This is a genomic window from Halorussus pelagicus (genome assembly GCF_004087835.1).
Taxonomy (GTDB): Archaea; Halobacteriota; Halobacteria; order Halobacteriales; family Haladaptataceae; genus Halorussus; species Halorussus pelagicus.
On sequence record NZ_CP035119.1, the window covers coordinates 1,965,116 to 1,984,065 of the forward strand.

Genomic DNA, 18,950 nt, shown 5'->3' on the forward strand with positions numbered 1-18,950 from the left:
TGTTACCACGCCGATATGGACGTTATCGAGGCGGCTACCGGAACGACCCGTCTGGACGCCCCGAACTCGTCGAGACCCTGGAACGGTACGGTCTCTCGCCGTAGCAGGCCGCGGCGTACGTCATCATGGTCGAGCAAGGCACGATAGCCGCGCAGGAAGTCGCCGACGCCAGTTCGGTCCCGGAGCCGCGAGTATTCGACATTCTCCGCGATTTGGAAGGTCCACACCGTCGGCGGGTTCGACGCCATCATCGAGGATATCGAGGCGACCCGAGCCGTCGTGACGCAAATCGAGTGAGAGCGCTCGCTACGACCGCCGCTTCGCCGCGACCCAGAGCGCGACGACGATTCCGGCAACGGTGACGCCGGGACCGAATCCGGGCGTAGTTCCCTCCGAATCGAGTGGGTCGGTTCTGGCCGAGTCACGTTCGTCCTCTTCGGCGGCAACGTCCCGCATCGCCGCTTCCGTGCCGACGGTTATCGGTCCGATGTCTCGGTCCCGGCGGTCGTCCTGTCCGCCGAAGTAGTAGACGGCCTTCCCGCCGATGTCGTACGTGCCCGGTTCGTTCACCTGCAGACGGACGCGGAAGCTCTTGTCCTCGCCAGCGCCGACTTTGAAGAAGTTGGTGGCCTTCCGACTCGCGGGGGACTCGCCGCCGACGCTCTGTATCGAGACTCCCTCCTCTGGCAGGTCGAGTTCGAGTTTCACCTGCAGGGACTCGTCGTTGACGTGATTCGACGCGCTGAACATCACGACGGCGGTCCCGTTTCCGGTCTCGACCGTCCCGCGGTCGGCGGTCAACTGGAAGTAGGCGTTCTGCTGGACGGTGACGATTTTGCTCGCCGTGTTCGCCATGCCGCTGTTGCCGACGACACGGAGTTTCACCGAGTATTTGCCCGGCGAATCGAACGCCCGAGCGGCGTTCCGACCGGTCGCCTCGTACTCGCCGTCGCCGTCGAAGTCCCACTCGTAGCGGTCGATGCGCGCGTCTCGTTCCGCCTCGAAGGAGACGCTCTGGCCCGAACCGGGCTGTTCGGGCGCGAAGTCGAAGGCGGCCGGTGGCTCGCTCCGGACCGACAGCGACTGCGTGGCGGTGTCGGACCCGCCGTCGCCGTCGATAACGGTGAGTTCGACCGTGTCGTCGTCGGTGTCTCCGACCGTGTACTGCACTCGCTCACCGTACTTGACCGAGCCACCGAGGTCCCACTTGTACTCCGAGATGCGCCCGTCGGGGTCCCGCGAGCCGTCCGCGTCGAACTCCACCGTGTCGCCGCGCTCGATGCGCCGCGGCGAGTAGGCGATGTCGGCGGTCGGCTTCTCGTTGGTCTCGCGCACGGTGACCCGCTCGGTCGCGGTGGCCGTCAGGTCGTCGCCGTCGGCGACTTCGAGTTCGACTGCGTAGGTGCCCGGTTCGTCGAAGACGTGGGTGACGCGCTCGCCGTAGTCGGTCCCGCCGTCCTCGAAGCGCCAGTCGAACTCCTCGACCGCGCCGTCCGGGTCGCTCGACCCCGCGGCGCTACACTCGACGGGTTCGCCCGGTGCGACCTCGTCGGGGCGACACGAGATCTCGGCCGACGGTCGCTTCTCGACGGCCTCGGCCCGAATCGTCCCGGAGAGGCTGTCGGTCAGGCCGTCGTCGTCGGTGATTTCGACTTCGAGAGTGTGGCTTCCCGCCTCCTCGAAGGTGTGCGTGACGCGAGCGCCGTACTCGATGGTTCCGTCGCCGAACTGCCACTCGTACTCCTCGACGGTTCCGTCGGGGTCGTTCGACCCGGCGGCGCTACACTCGACGGTCTCGCCGACCTTCACTTCGTCCGCGGAACACATCACGTCGATAGAGGGCCGTCGTTCGGCTTCCTCGACGTAAATCCGCTCGGATGCGGTGTCGGTGGCTCCCGCCCCGTCGGCGACTTCGAGTTCGACGGAATAGGTGCCCGGTTCGTCGAAGGCGTGGCTCTCGTACTCGCCGTACCCGGTTTCGCCGTCGCCGAAGCGCCAGTCGAACTCCTCAAGCGCGCCGTCCGGGTCGTCGGACCCGGCGGCGCTACACTCGACGGTCTCGCCCACCTTCGCGTCGGTGGGACGACACGTAATCTCGGCCGACGGCGCGTCGTTGGCGTCCTCGACACGGACGCTTCGGGACGCCGTATCGGTCGCTCCCTCGTCGTCGGTCACGGTCAGTTCGAACTCGTAGTAGCCGCTCTGCTGGAAGGCGTGAGACGCCGAATCTCCGTATTCGGTGTCCTGACCACTGATGTCCCATCGGTACGACTCGATTGACCCGTCGGGGTCGGTCGAGCGCTCCGCCGAACAGGTCACCCACTCGTCAGTTGCGACCTCGGTGTCGGTACACGCCATCTCGGCGCTCGGCGCTCGGTTCGGTCGCTCGACGACCTCGAAGGCACCGTACCGCCGTTCGTCGTCCAGTCGCGTGTGGAGGTTGTCACGGTCGCTTTCCTCCCAGACCGCCGTTCGCGCGTCGTACCGTCCGGTAGGCGCGTCGTCTTCGACGGTCCAACTGACCGCTATCCAGTCGCGCTCGTTCGCGTTCAGCGTGACTCGCGTGCCCGTTCGCTCGTCGTTGTTGTACCACGTCCCGTCGGGTCCTTGGACGCCGTACCCGACGAAGAAGGTGTGTCTGGTACTGCCAGTGTTCCGAACCTCTACCTCCGCCATGACGCGCTCGCCCGATTCGACACGACCGGTCTGCTGGTTGAAGTTGAGTATGCGCGCAGTCGCGCCGCTCGTTGACTGTGCCAGTGCCCCAACGCCGCCGGTCGTCTCGGCGTGGTCCGGGTCGGTCGCGGCCCCCGCACTCGACGGAGCGTCCGCGTTTCCGGCCGACGCCGCACCGGCGACGGGCGTCATCACGAGTAGCACCGCGAGTATCACCGTCACTCCTGTTTCGAGAGTGTTCTCCATCATTGTCGGAATCCCTCGCTCAATTGGGTCTCGCTCGGCGATTCGGACCTCGCCGACTTGCGTTGCTGAGTCGTCGTTGGCGGGCACCGCGACGGCGGTTCTGACCATCCGCGTCGAACGCGCGACGTTGGCCGCCACCGAACCGGTGAAAAACTGCGACCTCCCTGCACGTCACGCCCGCGTATCATACACAAACATATATATCAAATATGGATAAAAGTGTTGATGGGCCGCTCAGACGGTCTTTACGGCCTTTTTGTACTTTAAATAAATATAAGAAAATATAGTTATCTTCGCGTCGGCTCGGCCGTACGGCGACGTACGCTGGTTTGCGCGTTTACGTGTCAACGTTTGCACTCAACGACCCCGTGTTTTCGACTTTCAGAAGCGTTATCCAGTCATTCTCGTTCTATCGGATGCCGTAGTTGTGCGGAAAACGATACGTTCGGTCTCTCTCGCCGTCGTGCGCTCCAGTTGCTCGGAACTGGGTCTCGGGGTCTCCGCGCTCGCTTCTCAGGGCGTCTGGACGTTTAACACCGCGGGGTCGGTCTCCACTTTGACGACTGCGACGCCGGGCGACCCCGCGTTGAACGCGTAGCGGTCGCCGCGGGCGGTTCTCACGGTGTCGATGCCGTAGACGTGGGTGTGTCCGCTGAACACCGCGTGGGGCGCGGCGCGCCGGACGGCGTGTTTGAGGGCTATCGACCCGCTCCGAACGCGGTCCCGGAGTCCGTTCGTCGCGTGATGGTGGTCGAAGGCAACGTCGAACGGCGAGACGTGCGAAAAGAGCAGGACGCGCTCGTCGGCGGTCGCCAGCGAGTACAGCGTCTCGTAGCGGTCTTCGAGCGTCGCCAGTTGGTCGGGCAGTCGCGCTCGGGCGTCGCCTGCGAGACCGAGCGGGCTTGCGACCGCCTCGGCGTCGGCCGTCCCGTCGAGATACCGGCCCGCGGCCGACTCGACCTCTTGGGCGCGCTCGGCCGCGACGTGGTCGATGGTCGCGCTGGTCGCGTCTTCGAGGGGGTCGGTCGCGGGGAACTCGGTGTATCGAATCTCGGGACCTTGGTCGAACTGTTCGCATCCCGCTCCTGCGAGCGCGAACCCCTCGAAGTCGGCGTCCGCGTTCGGGAAGTCGGATTCGCGGAGGACGCGCTCGTGGGCGACGACGGCCCGGTCCAATCCCTCGGTGAGACGTTCGACGCAGTCGAGCGGGTCGTGATTTCCGGGCACGGCGAGAATCGGGAGGTCGTACTCCTCGTGGAGGAACTCGTAGAACGCCCGGCCGACTCGCTCGTAGCGGTCTCCGGCCGCCGCGGACTTGGCGTGGTCGCGGTTCTCGTCTACGATATCGCCCACGGTCACGATTGCGTCGAACTTCGCCTCGTTGATGTCCGGGCGGGCGTACGCCGGTCGGTCGTCGCTCGGGCCGAGGTGCAGGTCGTGGAGTATCAGGAGTCGCATGTGTGGTCGGTCTGTCGCGTCTCTCGTCTCGGTGCTATCGACGCGCTTCCCCCGCGTCGGTCAGTCGCTCCCGGAGCGCGGCGGCGCGCCGTCGCAGTTCCTCGGGGTCGGCGAGCAGGTCGTCGCTCGGTTCGAGGACCACCTGCGCGTCGCAGTCGGCGAGCGCCGCCAGCGCCCGGTCGAGTACCGGGTCCTCGTCGTGAGCGTCGAACCGCGGCACGTCGTCGGTCGTCGGGTCGTTCAGGTGGACGCTCTCCACGGCCCGACCGCCAAACCGGAGCGCCTTCAGGAGCGGCAGATACGGACTGTCGCCGTCCGCCGGAGGCCACTCCTCGGGCAGTCGATCTTCGAGGTCGGTCTCGAAATCGTGCGCCGCGGCGGGGACGCTCCGGCCGACTCTGGCGCGTATCGTCTCGACGTTCTCCGAGTCGAGTCCGCGCCGGGCACCCGCTTGGGGCAGGTGCGCGCTATCGACCGTCAGTCGGAGTTCCGACAGGGGTCGGTATCGTCGGACGAGCGACGCGAGGAAGCCGAGGTCTTCGGGCGTGTACCACGGCGATTCGACCGCCGTGTTCTCGACGGAGATGTGGCGGTTCGTGCAGTCGAGCAGGGTCGAAAACAGCGGTATCGCCTCGCCGTATTCGACCCTTTTCGGCGGGTGCGCGACCAGCGTGGCCGCCGCGAGACGCGAAAGCTGGGAGTGAACGAAGTCCACTATCGTCCCGCGGTTCTGGCTCGTGAGTGCCATCCCCACGTCGTCGCCCCGCGTCTCGGTCCCCGGCGGGAGATGGACGCTGGCGATTCGGTGGGCATCGACGCCCGCCTCGTCGAGGTGGGCGTCGAGGTCTCGCTCGCCGATCAACAGGTCGCGGTGGTCCCAACTGAACTTGAGTTCGACCGCGCCGGGGAGTCGGTCGGCGACCGCGAGGTCGTCGGGAGCGAGCGAAATCGAAACCGGCGGGTCTAGCACGCCCCGGCCTCCCGAACGGCGTCGGCGGTTCGAGCGACCGTATCGGCGGTTCTGAACGACGACCGGAGTTCGACGACTAGCGGACACTCGTCGCCACGAGCGGCCTGCGAGAGGTCTTCCGGCGTCGCGCTGAAGCGGCGTTCGGGCATGGACTCACTACTCGGTCAGTTCTCGTAGCCCCTCGCGCACCGCGGAGCGAGGCATCTCGGTGTCGGACGCGATTCGGCCGACGTGTCTGCCAGTCAGGTCCTCGACGAAGTAGTCGTTCTTGAGCGCCCAGTGGCGCACCGCGTCGGCGATGCTCGGCGTGTAGAGGATGGTTCGTCCATCGCGGTACCGGCCGAGTTCGCCAGCGTCCACCAGCGCGTTGAGTTGGTTCGACATCCACGGTCGGTGTTTCGCCGAGCCGTGCTCGTCGAAGAACGACGGGTGTTGGTCGGCGAGCAAGTCGATTATCTCGTTCGTGCTTCGGGGGTTGCCCATCGAGTCGAGGAGTTCGCCGAGGCGTTCCTGCGCGGGCGTGAGGTCGGCGGTCTCGCTGTTCTCGACGGTGTCGGCCGACTCGGACTCGGCGTCGAGATAGCCAAGATCCGCCAGTGTCTCGCGCAACAGCGCCGGATCGTTCTGCGCGAGGCGTCGCAGTGCGGCCTCCGTCTCCGAACCGAGCGTTTCGAAGGCGGATTCGACTCGCGCGTCGGGCGACCCCTCACTCGCCATCGGCTATCACCACGTCCCGCGAGTTTCTGAACCGCGGCCCGAACAGCGCGAGTTCGTGACGGTACTGTTCGCCGCGCCACGAGACGCCGCCGCTGAGCGCGGTCGCGTCGTGTCGCTCCTCGACCGACGGGACGCCCGACTGGTCCACGTAGGCGTGGATGCCGTGGAAGAACTCGAACTCGTCGGTCCCGAAGGCGTCTCGGTAGCTCTCTTTGACGCTCTCGGCGCTCTTCACGTCCACGTCACTCGGCGTCGTCGTCCCGCCCGGATGGGTGTGGAACCGAGCGACGACGTTCGGCGTCTCGCCGTCGGGATAGGACGCCGCGACGCGCCGGGCGACCTTTCCCTCGAAGGTGGTGACGCTGGTTCGAGTCGCCGACTCGTAATACTCGGGCTTGTCGAGACCGAACAGTTCGGTCGGCGTTGTCGGCGATTGGCCCGTCAAGACGTACACCGTCTCGACGCGCTCGTGAGCGCCGTTCTTGCCGCGCGTTTCGAGCGCCTGCATGAACGGCTTCGAGTCGGGGAACGCGAAGGTTCCGCGCGGATACGAACCGACGGGGGAGTCCCGAGGAGACACGTCCGGTCGGGGTCGGGGTTGGCTCCGAGTCCCGGTCGAACTCTCCGCGGAGTCCACGTCGAACGTGTGGGTGTCGAACCACGAGTCCCCGTCGAGGACGCCCGAGGGGTCGCCGGATCCGACGTTGACGTTCGTTCCCCACGCGCCAGCGTTAGTTTGGACTTCAACGTCCGCCTCGGAGTTGGCGTCCGAGTCGTCTTCGTTGCCGAAGAATCGGTCGAACATTGGCGATTACCTCGCTTGCAGTCCGAAACGGACTGTCACTTTTTGACTCCGATGTTGATGTCTCGCGGACTCATCTTGGTCATGGCCAGCACCGCCACGAGCAGGATGAACATGAGACCGACGATGATCAGCATGTTCTGGGAGAGCGGGAGACCGCCGCTGCCGCCGGTGCTCGAAGCCACGGTCGTCGTGTTGCCGGAGTTGTCGGACGAGCTATTTCCGGACTCGACGGTCGCCTCGACCGGTTCCTTCACGTCGAAGGTGAACGACATGCCGTCGATTTCCCGCGCCATGTCCTTGTGGCCCTTGGGCCAATACTGGATGTCGGCGGTGACCGTGCGCGTGCCGGTGTTCGTGCTGTAGACGTTCGCGCGGATGTCCTTGATACCGCCCTGCGGTCGGACCTCGAAGTTGCCCGAGACCATCCCGGCACCGCCCGTGAAGATGTCGGACGAACCCTGAATGGTCATGCCGCTCGGAACGCTCATCGTGACGTGGACGACGACGGGGCAGGTCGCGGTGGGGTCAACCTGAAAGCCGCCCGCGATCTGACCGGGCTTGGTCTTCTCGATGGTCTTCTCGGCGGCGTAAAGGCGGGCCTGCTCCATGCTCGGCGGCGAGGCCGGTGCCTCACACGCGCTCTGGGAGGCCGCGCTTTCGGTGGTAGCCATGGTCTCGGTGGTCGTCGCAGCTTGCGTGGTCGTCATGGCCTCGGTGGTTGTCGGGACCGCGGTCGTCGTCGCGGCCTGCGTGGTGGTCTGTGCGTCGTTCGCGGCCGTAACGTCGTTGTAAGTCTGTGCGGCTGCCGGAGCGCCGACGCTCGACGCGAGGACGAGGAGCGCCGTGACGGCGATGAACGTGCGTTTGAACTGGATCTTCTTCATCTCTCATTTCCGATGTATAACTCCACACGTATATATCTTTACGAGTAACTTTACTAATATCCGTTACGAGTAAAACGCCCTCTGAGCGACTAAAAGCTATCTACAGCCGATATGAACTCGTGAATCTATCTGCCATACCTGTTCTCAGATAGTGATAGAACAGCCTTCGAAGAATAATTGAAATGTGATAGCTGTCTCTTGAATTGGGGGCGACGCCGCGACCGACCGGGGCGTCACGGTGCCCGAACTTCGTTCACTCCACTCGTTCGACGATCAGCGTCAGGGCCGTCTCCGCGTTCTCGGTGGTCACGCGCACGTCGAACGCAACCGCGAGGATGTGGGTCTCGTCCGCGCGCTCCTGCACGACGACGCCCTCGTGTGCTTGGCACGGACCGAACTGTCGGTTCGGCCCGCCGGGACAGTTCGCGTCGCTCCACGCCCCGGCCGCCGATTGGTTATACCCGACCTGATACACCGTCCCGGATTCGACGCGCGAGGACCGAAGCGCATTGAGTCTCGGCGACAAATCGCTGCGAACTGCGGCCGCGGCCGCAGTTCGCTCGCCCCACGCGAACTCGCCAGTCGCCTCGCCCGCGGCGTCGTGGACTGCCCGCGAGAGCAACCGCTCGGCGTTCCGGTCGGGGGCGTCGTACTCCGCGGTGGCGGTCACGTCGGCGTGGTAGCCTAGCTGAAGGTAGGCAACCACGACCGGCGCGAGCGCGACGGCGACCAGCGCGGCCGCCGCGAGGACGAGTTGGGCGCGCTCGCGGGTCGCTGGCGTCTCTCCCTTCATACATACCACACCCAAATCCGCACGTCGCCATGGGCAGTTGTCACGCTCGCGGTCCCGACAGCCACGCCCGCGGGTTTCCGGAACCCGACCGCGCCGCGGGGCGTCCGAACCCGGAACATGAGGTTGTCGGGGAGGATTCGCGCGACCCGTCGCCGGAGGGCATCGCGCTCGCGGTCGAAGGCGTCGGGCGAGCGCACGACTTCCGAGAGTCGCGTTGCGCCGCCGTGGCGCGGCGGTTCGCCAGCGAGGACCGTCGCGGCGTCCTCCGCGTAGAGGTCCAGTTGGGCGGCCCTGTCGTCGGGGGGCGCGACCCCGAGCGCGAACCCCATCGCCACCGCGAGAATCAACACGACGCCGACGCCCGCCTCCACGACCGACAGCGATAGCTGGCCTCGCGGCGTCCGCCCGCGGACGCCGCGAGCGCGCTTCTCAGTCATCGACGGTCACCGCCAGCACCGCCTTGCTCGTCTCGGCGGGGTAGTAGGTCAGTTCGACGCTCCCCTCGGCCAGCGCCCCGTCGCTCTCGAAGGCGAGCGTCGTGGTCTCGAACCGCGAGAGCCGAACTTCGAACCGGCCGCGGAGTCCGGACTCGTTCCGAAGAACCACATTCTCGTTTGCTTTAACCATCTTTACATTGCTCTCGTCCAGCGGGGTCAGTTCGATTTCGACTCGGGGCGAGCGCCGGGGGAGCGTCACGGCGGGGTCGCTCGGCGAGAGGTCGGGCGTCAGCGACGCCGTCGTTCGATTCTCGACCAGCACGATGCGACGGACGGTCGTCCCACCGGTCGGGTCGCCTCCGACCGCGAGCGTTCGGTCGCCGAGTCGGACCTCCACGTCGGCGTCGCCGGTCACGGGAAACTGGCTTCGGAGTCGAGAGTGGTTCAGGTCTGCGACAGTCTCGCTGTCGAGGACGTTCGCGCGCGTCGTGACCTGCGAGTCGGGCGCGACGAGGCGTTCCGAGAGCGCCACCGCAATCCGGCGCTCGTCGGCATCGCGCTCGGCGCTCAGGTACGCCCGGTCGGCGAGACCGAGGCTCACGACCGTCACCGAGGTCACGACGAGGAGTGCGACCGCCAGCGCGGGCAGGTTCATCTGGCCGCGAGTCATACCCGCTCGCCTCCGGGACCGCGCTCTCCGCCGGATTCGAGGCGCACCGCGAGTCCGCCGGTTTCCTCGTTCCGAACGATGACGAACGCCGACTCCCGACTCGACCAGTTGCCCGACACCGAGGTGACCGTCTCGGGAAGTGCGAGCGCTACCCGACCACTCACTCGGTCGGCGGGGTGGTCGAGGACCAGCGCCCGCTCGTCGGTCCGGACCGCGTAGGTCTCCCCGCGGATGGTCCGGGGGAGCGATATCTCGGTGCGGACCCGGACCGCGCGAGCGTCGGTCGGCACGGCCTGCTGGACGCGCTCGGCCGACTGGGCAAGCACGCGCTCGCCGACCTCCGCGCCCGCCGCTGTCCGGTAGTCTGGAACGACGCCGCCGTAGAGCGTTGACGACAGGAGACCGATGTAGAGGACCACGATGCTGGCCTCCAGGGCCTTGCCAACGACCGGCGAAACGGCGCGGTCGGAGCGACCGCGCCGATTGCCCTGCTGACTGGCGGGCTGACAGTCGCGCCGACTGGCGTGCCACCCATCGCGCCGCCCGCCTCGCGGCGGTCGGCGCTCGCTATCCATTCCGCACCTCCAGTCCCATTCTGTGGACGACAAGGTATCCGACGCGCTCGCCGGGGTAGGCGGCCACGACGCTCTCGACGCCGTCGCCGTCGAAGTCCCGCGCGGTCACGGTCGCGTTCTGGCGCTCGAAGTACCGCCGCCACGCGCTGGGCGTCGCGGTCTCGACCGCTACTCGATACGTTCCGTTCCCGAGGTTGGTCCGCTCGTGAGAGACGGTCGTCCGGAGCGAGACCGACGCGCCGCCGGACCCCGAGACTGCGACCGACCCGTTTAGCGCGGGCGCGCCGACGACGAGGACGCCCGTGGAGTCGGGGTCGCCGCCTTCTCTGTCCCCACCGCCTCCGCCGCGGGAGACCGTAATCGGGGGTGGCGTCCGGACCACGGCGTTGTCCGGCGGCCCGCGGACGATTGCGCCCGCGAGGAACGCGACCCTGCGGTCGCCCGCGGTGAACACGAGCGCGTCGGTCCGGACGGTCCCGACGACGCCCGATTCGTTCAACACTCGGAGGTCGCGCTCGACGGTCCGCAACTCGCCGTCGGTGAACGAGACCCGGCCGCGGTGGACACCCGTCGCTTCGACCGGTTCGAGCGCGGCGTCGAAGTCGGCGGCGACGCGCGCGGAGTCGGCCGCCGCGGCGTTCTCCTCGACGACCGACCCGATGCCCGCGGTCAGCGACCCGAGCGCGACGACGACCACGCCGAGCAGGATGGCGACGCCGACGACGTTCGACTGGGCGCGGTCGGCGCGCGAGCGGGACGTGTTCCGGGTCACACCATCCCGACCCCCGCGAAGACGAAGTACGCGACGGCGACGAGCGCGCCCGAGTGAAGCAACGCCTCGTAGCGCCCGCGACTCGCGTACCCCGCGAACCACCCGCAGGCCAGCATCGTCGCCTGCGTCACGACATAGAAGCGCCGCTGGTCGCGGGCCGGTTGCACGGCGTCGGCGTCGAGCGCGATGCCCGCGTCGGCCGTCGAGATAGAGGAGAGTTGCGCGAAGCTATCGAGGACGTGAACGTTGACCGCGACCATGATGCCGACGACCAGCAGGGCCGTGGTCCACCCGACAGCGACGTAGACGAGCATGTTCGAGCGGAGCGACTTCCGCTCGTGGTAGAGTCGTCCAATTTCGACCTGTAGGGTCTCGAAGACGGTCTCGGCGTCACCGCCCGCGTCGAGCGCGCCCGTGACCAGCCCGATGGTCTGGTCGGCCAGCGGGGTCCCGACTCGACCGACGAACCGCGAGAGCGCGGCGGCCTGCAAGTCGCCGCTCCGCGTCGTCAGGTTAGTGTTGAACGCGAGGTCGGCCACGTCGTCGTCCAGCGCGCCGAGGTCCACGTCGCTGGCGACGCGCTCGACCGCCTCCGAGAACGGTCTGCCGAGGCTGACGTGTCCCGAGACGGCGTGAACGAAGTCCTTGATTTCCCGGTCCTTGGCGTCGTCGAGGTTCGCCCGCCGGAGCGAGACGAGACCAACCGGCAGGGCGGCAGCGACGTAGCCGAGCAGCGCGACGTTGACCGCCGAGTAGTCGAGCGCCCAGAGTGCGAGCGCGACGCCGACCGCGAGCGGTCCGAACGCGACCGACGCGCTCGCGGGGTTCCGGAGCGCGCTGGCGAGCGTGGCGAGCGCCCCCTCGGGGCGCTCGTAGACTCGCCCGGACTGGTCGGGCGGGCGGAGCGCGGCCACTACCACGGCCGCGCCCGCGCCGACGACGAGGATGGACGCGCCGCTTCCGTAGACGAGAAGCGCCCGGACCGAGACGGACCCGACGGGCGTCGCGGTCTCGGCGCTCAGGCCCGGCGCGAGGACGCTCATCACGGTCACGATGATGACGAGTAGTGCCGGAAGCACGAGCAGGACGACGAACATCTCCGCGACGAGTTCGAGGAAATCGCCCGCCTGCTCGCGGTCTCTGGCCTGCCGATTGCTCAGCATTCGACTCTCCATCTGGAGGTACTGGGCCAGCGCGTCCGGTCCCTGCTCGGTGTGTTCGCGGAACTTCACCAGAAACGGAGCGAGCGCGTCCCGCGACGGCGTATCGCGGGCAACAACCCGCAGTCCCTCTCCCAGACTCCCGGTCAGCGTCGCCTTGTTCAGCGCCTTCCGGAACGCCACCGCGGTCTCGCCGTAGGCCTGCTCGCGGTCGGCGACCTTGCGGAGCATCGCCGCGCCGTCGTCGTTGCCCGACGAGAGCGCGTGGAGGTACCGGACCGCGCCGGGAAGCGTGCGCTCGATGTTCGACCGCCGGGCGCTCGCGGTCCACTTGAGATAGCGCCCGCCGAGCGCGACAGTCGCGCGCTTGCCCGCGAGACCGACGCTGAGACCGACCCCGGCGGCCACGACGGTCCGCGAGACGGCCGGAACACCGACCGTTTCGAGACCGGGGACCCCTCGCCGAAGGAAGTCGGCGGCGGCCGCCAGCGTGGCGTCGGGAAGCGCGACCACGACGACGAACGTCCACGCCGCCAACAGGCCCAAGACCGCCCACGATAGGCCGTAGGTCCGAGAGAGGTACACGTCGAAACTCGTCGTGACGCCGGTCGCGCGGTACCGCTTGCGGTCGGCGTCGTGGCGCGCCCGGTCGGCGTGCCGGGAGAACAGCGCGTAGAGCGCCCGGTCGAGGACCGAGAGAGTCGAGGCGGTGTGGTCGGCGTTAGCAGACGTGTTCACTCCGTCGTCCTCCTCCAGTCGCGTTCATGGCCGTTCCTCTCTTCGCTCTGGTACTTAAGGTCTAGTGATATGGCCGGTAAACGAATCGGAAGAGCAGTTCGAAATTGAAATAGGTGTTAACACAATACAATTAGGTAGAAAATTAATTATTAATAACAGGGATTGTTGATGTGGTCGTTCATGAAACGACGTACCGCACTCAAGCGACTCGCCGCCGGTGCAGGGTCAACCTTCGCGCTGGTGGGTGCCGCAGGCGCATCGGATTCCGAACCGAAGAATCTCGACGACGTTGAGTTCAAGTATCGGGTGACGGAGGATGGACTCGAAGAAGTCGAACCGGACGACGGATTCTGCGAGGAGAATCCGGACTGTTGCGTGTTCGACTGCAGTGACTGTCCGTACGACTGCTACGACGGTTGCCGGTGTGCAGGGTAGCACCGACTGTCCCCCATTTTTCGAGCGAAGAGTTCAGTTGCGTTCCCGCTTCACGCGCTCGACGGTCGCGGCCTCGTCGTTGCGTAGGTCCGCGAGGAACGCGAACAACTCCTCGAAGTCGTCCATGCCCTCGCGGGCCATGTACTGGACGTAGCGGTGCTTACGGTGGAATTCGGTCTCGACTTCCTCGACCGGCCGGTCGGTCCGTTCCGCCAATCTGTCGAAGAACCGAAAGCGGCGTTCGCTCGACTCGTCGCCCGCATCCGTCGCGTCGGCGGCGAGGTGGAACTCGCCCTCGGTATCGCGCCACGCGACGGTGTTCCAGTAGACGGTCGTCTCTTCTTTCTCTATCGCGCCACAGCGCGCTCGCTCGGCGTCGAGGTCCGCGAACTCCGACTCGGTGAGCAGTTCGACCACCTCACCGACGTAGCGGTCGCCGTCCGCGCGCCGGGGGAAGACCACGAGGTCCAACTCCTGGAGGAGGTAGGGCGGTAGGCCCTGCTCGACGACGCGGTTGACCAGTTTCTCCACGTCTTCGGCGTGGGTGGTGCCGATGATGCCGTGGCCGGTGTTCAGACTCTCGGCGAACGTTTGGAAACTCGCAGGCGTGTTGATTTCGGCGATGACCTCCACGTCGGGGTTCAGGTAGTTACACTCGGTCATCAGGTCGGCCATCGTCACGCGCTTGTAGTCGCTCTCGTGGTCGCGCGTCGTCAGCGAAACGCCGGTCTCGTGGGGCAGGCGGACCTCCCGCGAGCCTTCGTCGATGGAGATGGGCCGGTCGCGGTAGGGGATAAACGGCATGTGCGAATTCATCAGCGTCGTCTTGCCGGTGCCAGTCGGCCCGGAGAATAGCACGACGCCGTGGTGTTCGTAGGCCTGCCAGAGTAGGGTGACGATTTCGGTCGAGAGGCTGTCGGAGTCGAGCAAATCCACGGGCGTCATCGCTTCGGGGGCCTGCTTCCGGATGGAAATGTGCGGCCCGTCCTCGCTGATGACCCCGAGCGCGACGGCGGCCCGAATCGTGACCTCCTCGGGGACGCCCTCCGGTCGGAGGTTCACCTTCGCGCTCGGGTTCGAGGCGTTGAGTTCGGTCCCGTCGCTGGCGGCCATCTGGGTGACGACGTTGGCGAACGTCTCCTCGTCTTCGAACCGGAGGTTCGTCGGCGCGCGCTCGCCGTGGCCGATTTCGCGGCCGCGCGGGACGACCTTGATGCGCTCGCCGACGCGGTTGGCCTCGATGTCCTCCAGCAGGTCGTCCCGAATCGGGACGGTGAGTTTGCCGTGGCCCACGAAGTCCCGCATCACGTAGTACAGCAGGTCCGAGAGCCTGTCAGTCGAGAAGCGATGGTTGACCGGCGGCACCGCCAAATCGTACTCCGCCAAGGCGGTCCGGACCCGATAGGCGGCGGCGTCGAGCCACGCCCTCGTATTTCGCGCCGTGAGTCGCCGCGAGAGGAAAGTCCGGGCGCGTTCGCGGACGAACGCCGCGCGGTCCTCGACTACACCGTCAACGTTGGTCTCCCAAATTCTGTCTTTGCATTCCTGAATCAACTCCTCGTCGCCGGGGAGCAGGTCGGGTTCCAGCACGGCGTACTTCGTCGTAAAGGAGTCGTTGGCCAGCAGATGCTCGCGGTAGACGACCACCGGGACCTGAAACTCCCGGAAATCGACGGTGTGGCTCTCGACGCGCTCGCTGGCGAATCGCTCTAGATAGTCGGCGTCGGCCGCGAGACCGGTGTCGGCGGGCGCGTAGTCGTCGGTGTGAACGACCAGACGCTCGCCAGCGCTGTCGGCCACCTCGATGCCCTCGTCGAGCGCTAGCGGCGTCAAATCGCCGAGACACCGGAGGTTCCGGAGCGCGCGGTACTCGACGCGTCGCCGGGCGTCTGGCGGCAGGTCGGTCAGTCGGTCCACGATGCGCCGATACTTCGAGTCGAATCCGGCGGCCATTCGCTCGCGGGCACCCTCGCGGGTCAGCGGTCGGGCGAGGTTCGCGTCGGCGAAGTGGTCGCCGATGGTTTCGAGGGCGTCTGTCCCCGCTGGCGAGAGACGGGGTTCTCGGACGCGATAATCGAATCCAGCGTCGGTCTCGGTAATCGTGGCGACGACGCCGGGGTGGAGTTCGTACTGGGCGCGGGTGTCGGGCGCGTACCACGCCTCGGGGTCGTCGGGCGGTTTCGGCGACGGAACTCGGGGCGTCTCGTCGGACCGGTCGGTGGTCGGGCCGCCGCCCGCCCCTGCAATCTCGGTCATATCTCTCTTTCCACGCGTTTTCGTATTTAAAACTTGACGCTCGTTCCGGCCCTCGTTTGTGGCGTCGATCACAGCATACCGATTCGAATATAAATACGATATTATAGAATATAAATTCACTTAAGATTTTTCAGAAGACATATAATTTGGCGGCCGCCAGAGTGAGCCGTCGCAATGTCGCACCACTCGCGCCGCAGTTTCCTCACGGTCGCAGGAGCATCGCTACTGAGTACCGCGGGCCTCGGAGTTTCGAGCGAGGTGGGTACCGCCCAGTCTTCGGGGGACGAGTTCACGGTCGTCGAGGAGTCCCCGACGACAAAGACGCTGTTCAGCGCAGTCACGTCGAGCGAGGGCCCCGTCGCGGTCGGCGCGGGCGGCGATGTCGTCGCCCGCGGCGCGAACGGCTGGTCGAAGATAGTCGAGTACGGCCCGCAGGCCCGGAGTCGTCCGCTCCGCGGTGCCGCCGTCACTGACGACGGGAACGGTGTCTGGTTCGTCGGCGGGTCGGGCGTCATCGGGGAGTACCGGGTCGATACGGACACGCTGACGAACTACTCGGCTCCGAAGGGGAAAACGAGTACGTGGGAGGACGTGGCGGTGGTCGGCCACGCCGGAACCGACGAGCGCCTCTACTTCGTCAACGGTTCGGGCGAACTGCTCGTCGGCGTCCGTCAGGAGTCGGGAGCGATACGGTACGAGGAGGTTCTCAAGCCCGGCGGCGGCTCCACCATCCCCGGCATCGACTTTCACGGCCGAAAAGCGGGCCACGTCGCCAGCACGAGTCAACTCGTCGCGGCGACGAGCGACGGCGGCATGGAGTGGAACCGAATCGGCATCGACTTCGCGGGCGGGGCGTTCTACGACCTCGCCAGCGTCGCGGCGGACGATGTCAACGTGGCTGGCGGTGACGGCATCGTCTACAGGTACGACGGGTCGCGCTGGACGCCTCACGTAATCGACGGCGACAGGCAGGCGATTCGCGGCATCGACCGGGACGGCGGCGACGGTCTCGCTGTCGGGACCGACGGAAAAATCTACGAGCGACAGTCCGCGGGCGAGTGGACCCGGTTCCAGACGGCGACCGACGCCCAGTTCAACGGCGTCGCCAGCGGCCCGAACTTCGACGTTGCGGTCGGGAACACCGGAGCCATCGCCGAGCGGACGGTGGACGGCGACGATGGCGACGACGGTATTCTCCCGATTCTCGGCGGGTCCGCGACCGACTCGCTCGTGACCACGACGCTCGACAGCACGACGACCGACTCGATTCTCGACGGCGATTTCGAACCGGAGTTCCCCGTGGCTTACGACCCGGATGCCGTCGTCGAAGTCGTCGAGGGCAAGTGGGTCCTCGGCGAGTCGTAACCGAGCGGTAACGGTCTCCCGCGGCCGCTTTTCGATCCTCCATTCGTTGCGGCTCCGCCGCCCGTTACACTCTCGGCTGGTCAGCGCTGCTCCGAGAGTACCGATTTCTCTACTAGACCACATATCAATAGATAATGTTTTTCAACAACACTATTACCGGAGAAGTCAACAGTGAACTCATGCCAGCGATACGAACCGAAAACCTAACCAAGCGATTCGGCGACGACGTGGTCGCCGTCGAGGACTTGAACCTCACCGTCGAGGAGGGCGAGGTGTTCGGCTACCTCGGCCCGAACGGCGCGGGCAAGTCCACGACCATCAACGTCCTGCTGGACTACATCCGGCCGTCCGAGGGGACCGTGACCGTCCTCGGCCACGATGCCCAAGACGAGAGCCAGCGGATTCACGAGCGAATCGGCATCCTGCCCGAGGGCTTCGACCTTTACGACCGCCTTTCGGGGCGAAAGCACATCGAGTTCGCGGTGGACTCGAAGGACACCGACGACGACCCCAGCGAGATTCTGGACCGGGTGGGACTCGAACCGGAGGCGGCCGAGCGCAAGGCCGGTGGCTACTCGACCGGGATGGCCCAACGCCTCGCGCTCGGGATGGCGCTGGTCGGCGACCCCGACCTGCTGATTCTGGACGAACCATCCTCGGGACTCGACCCCAACGGCGCGCGCCAGATGCGCGAGTTGGTCCGCGAGGAGGCCGACCGCGGGACGACGGTCTTCTTCTCCAGTCACATCCTCGGACAGGTCGAGGCGGTCTGTGACCGGGTGGGTATCATGAACGGCGGCCGCCTCGTCGCCGAGGACACTATCGAGGGCCTGCGCGAGTCGGTCGGGTCCGGTTCGACGCTCGAACTCTCGGTGGACCGCGTGCCCGACGACCTGCATCTCGACGACATCGAGGCGGTCAGCGACGTGACCGTCAGCGAAACGGTCATCCGGGTGATGGTCAGCGACCCGAACGTCAAATCGAAGGTCATCAACCGCGTCGAAGAACAGGGCGCGACCGTCACCGACATCGCCACCCAGCAGGCCTCGCTGGAGGACCTGTTCGCGGCCTACACCTCTGTGGGGGTGACGGCATGAGCTGGCTCGTCGTCGCGCGCAAGGACTTCGCGGACGCGGTGCGCTCGCGGATGCTGTGGGTCATCACCGCCATCTTCCTGCTGTTCACCGTAGGCGCGGTGTTCATCCAGAGGGTGGTCTTCTCCGAGCAACCGGGCTTCCCGAGCGCGGTGCAGTTTCTGACGGTCCCGGCGGGACTCATCGTCCCGTTGACCGCGCTCGTGGTCGCGTACCTCGCCATCGCGGGCGAGCGCGAGTCGGGAAGTATCAAGATTCTGCTCGGCCTGCCACACACCCGCGCCGACGTGGTATTGGGCAAACTGGTCGGCCGGACCGCGGTCGTCACCGTCGCTCTCCTCGTCGCGTTCGTCGGCGCGGCGCTGATCCTGCTCGGACTGTCCGGCGGCCTCGCGGTCGTGGAGTTCGTCCTGCTGACGCTCCTGACCGCGCTGTTAGGTCTCACCTTCGTCGGCATCGCCATCGGTGCGTCGGCGCTCTCGGCGACGCGCTCGCGGGCGATGGCGCTGGCTATCAGCGCGTTCTTCCTCTTTCAGGTCATCTGGGACATCATCCCTCTCGGAACCTATTACCTCGTGGAGGGCGGGCTACCGACCGGGGCGACGCGACTTCCGGCGTGGTTCTACCTCGTGCAGGGTCTCAATCCCACGAACGCCTACTCGCAGGCCTCCGAAATCGTCTTCTCGGGGATCGGCCCGATAGTTCCGGCCGAGGCGCTAGCCGGGTCCTCGGTGCCGTTCTACGTCCAGAACTGGTTCTGTCTCGTCATCTTGGCCCTCTGGCTGGTCGTGCCAGTGGCGTTGGGCTACTGGCGCTTCGAGCGCGCCGACATCGGATAGCCGCCCGCGACAAATTTCCGAACCCTCTCCTGCAAAATTATTAACCTCCGGCGGAACCAC

20 protein-coding genes are annotated in these 18,950 nt (G+C 66.4%); 5 read left to right on the top strand and 15 right to left on the bottom strand.

The features are described from left to right. Positions 1-2: 2 nt before the first annotated feature. Positions 3-251: a hypothetical protein gene (locus tag EP007_RS17925; protein WP_243700361.1), complete on the bottom strand. Its 249-nt coding sequence runs from the start codon at positions 249-251 to the stop codon at positions 3-5. Here EP007_RS17925 and EP007_RS18265 point away from each other — a divergent pair. Then, entirely contained in the window at positions 144-362 is a 219-nt protein-coding gene (locus EP007_RS18265) for a hypothetical protein (RefSeq protein ID WP_368408102.1), read from the top strand. The genes EP007_RS17925 and EP007_RS18265 overlap by 108 nt on opposite strands. Here EP007_RS18265 and EP007_RS09875 read toward each other — a convergent pair. The 13 genes from EP007_RS09875 to EP007_RS09930 form a co-directional block, all read right to left on the bottom strand. Further along, positions 307-3,030, bottom strand: a complete 2,724-nt coding sequence (locus EP007_RS09875) for a PKD domain-containing protein (protein WP_128477497.1) — start codon at positions 3,028-3,030, stop codon at positions 307-309. The two genes, EP007_RS18265 and EP007_RS09875, sit on opposite strands and share 56 nt — an antisense overlap. A 405-nt stretch (positions 3,031-3,435) precedes the next feature. Next, positions 3,436-4,380, bottom strand: a complete 945-nt coding sequence (locus tag EP007_RS09880) for a metallophosphoesterase family protein (protein ID WP_128477498.1) — start codon at positions 4,378-4,380, stop codon at positions 3,436-3,438. 34 nt (positions 4,381-4,414) lie between these two features. Then, positions 4,415-5,350 (bottom strand): hypothetical protein, encoded by a 936-nt coding sequence (locus EP007_RS09885; protein WP_128477499.1) that lies wholly within the window; start codon positions 5,348-5,350, stop codon positions 4,415-4,417. Further along, on the bottom strand, positions 5,344-5,499 hold the full coding sequence (locus EP007_RS17455) for a hypothetical protein (protein ID WP_166035524.1): 156 nt from the start codon (positions 5,497-5,499) through the stop codon (positions 5,344-5,346). Before EP007_RS17455 ends, EP007_RS09885 begins: the two co-directional genes overlap by 7 nt. Positions 5,500-5,506: 7 nt before the next feature. Next, a complete protein-coding gene (locus EP007_RS09890) occupies positions 5,507-6,067 on the bottom strand; it encodes a hypothetical protein (protein WP_128477500.1) in 561 nt (186 codons plus the stop codon). Next, complete coding sequence (locus EP007_RS09895) at positions 6,057-6,872, bottom strand: hypothetical protein (RefSeq protein WP_128477501.1); 816 nt, start codon at positions 6,870-6,872, stop codon at positions 6,057-6,059. Before EP007_RS09895 ends, EP007_RS09890 begins: the two co-directional genes overlap by 11 nt. A 35-nt stretch (positions 6,873-6,907) precedes the next feature. Beyond that, positions 6,908-7,756 (bottom strand): hypothetical protein, encoded by an 849-nt coding sequence (locus EP007_RS09900; protein WP_128477502.1) that lies wholly within the window; start codon positions 7,754-7,756, stop codon positions 6,908-6,910. Between the two features lie 253 nt (positions 7,757-8,009). Further along, entirely contained in the window at positions 8,010-8,549 is a 540-nt protein-coding gene (locus EP007_RS09905; RefSeq protein WP_128477503.1) for a DUF7261 family protein, read from the bottom strand. After that, on the bottom strand, positions 8,546-8,986 hold the full coding sequence (locus EP007_RS09910; protein WP_128477504.1) for a DUF7262 family protein: 441 nt from the start codon (positions 8,984-8,986) through the stop codon (positions 8,546-8,548). Before EP007_RS09910 ends, EP007_RS09905 begins: the two co-directional genes overlap by 4 nt. Then, on the bottom strand, positions 8,979-9,656 hold the full coding sequence (locus EP007_RS09915; protein WP_243700362.1) for a DUF7263 family protein: 678 nt from the start codon (positions 9,654-9,656) through the stop codon (positions 8,979-8,981). The genes EP007_RS09910 and EP007_RS09915 overlap by 8 nt, the downstream gene beginning before the upstream one ends. Then, positions 9,653-10,231, bottom strand: coding sequence for a DUF7266 family protein (locus tag EP007_RS09920; RefSeq protein WP_208023479.1), 579 nt, complete (start codon positions 10,229-10,231; stop codon positions 9,653-9,655). The genes EP007_RS09915 and EP007_RS09920 overlap by 4 nt, the downstream gene beginning before the upstream one ends. Next, the gene (locus tag EP007_RS09925) at positions 10,224-11,003 is read right to left on the bottom strand and encodes a DUF7289 family protein (protein WP_128477505.1); all 780 of its coding nucleotides are present in this window, start codon (positions 11,001-11,003) and stop codon (positions 10,224-10,226) included. Before EP007_RS09925 ends, EP007_RS09920 begins: the two co-directional genes overlap by 8 nt. Next, positions 11,000-12,901 carry a type II secretion system F family protein gene (locus tag EP007_RS09930; RefSeq protein WP_128477506.1) on the bottom strand — a complete coding sequence of 634 codons (1,902 nt, stop codon included), beginning with the start codon at positions 12,899-12,901 and terminating at the stop codon, positions 11,000-11,002. The genes EP007_RS09925 and EP007_RS09930 overlap by 4 nt, the downstream gene beginning before the upstream one ends. Positions 12,902-13,081: 180 nt before the next feature. On the opposite strand from EP007_RS09930, the gene EP007_RS09935 reads away from it, so the two are divergent. Beyond that, positions 13,082-13,336, top strand: a complete 255-nt coding sequence (locus EP007_RS09935; RefSeq protein WP_128477507.1) for a hypothetical protein — start codon at positions 13,082-13,084, stop codon at positions 13,334-13,336. A 33-nt stretch (positions 13,337-13,369) separates the two neighbouring features. On the opposite strand, the gene EP007_RS09940 is transcribed toward EP007_RS09935, so the two are convergent. After that, positions 13,370-15,592 carry a type II/IV secretion system ATPase subunit gene (locus EP007_RS09940; protein ID WP_128477508.1) on the bottom strand — a complete coding sequence of 741 codons (2,223 nt, stop codon included), beginning with the start codon at positions 15,590-15,592 and terminating at the stop codon, positions 13,370-13,372. Positions 15,593-15,766: 174 nt separating this feature from the next. On the opposite strand from EP007_RS09940, the gene EP007_RS09945 reads away from it, so the two are divergent. The 3 genes from EP007_RS09945 to EP007_RS09955 all read left to right on the top strand — a co-directional run bounded on the left by EP007_RS09945 (position 15,767) and on the right by EP007_RS09955 (position 18,890). Continuing rightward, positions 15,767-16,957, top strand: coding sequence for a hypothetical protein (locus EP007_RS09945; RefSeq protein ID WP_128477509.1), 1,191 nt, complete (start codon positions 15,767-15,769; stop codon positions 16,955-16,957). Positions 16,958-17,136: 179 nt separating this feature from the next. After that, positions 17,137-18,054: an ABC transporter ATP-binding protein gene (locus EP007_RS09950; RefSeq protein WP_128477510.1), complete on the top strand. Its 918-nt coding sequence runs from the start codon at positions 17,137-17,139 to the stop codon at positions 18,052-18,054. Then, entirely contained in the window at positions 18,051-18,890 is an 840-nt protein-coding gene (locus EP007_RS09955) for an ABC transporter permease (protein ID WP_128477511.1), read from the top strand. The genes EP007_RS09950 and EP007_RS09955 overlap by 4 nt, the downstream gene beginning before the upstream one ends. Positions 18,891-18,950: the final 60 nt, after the last annotated feature.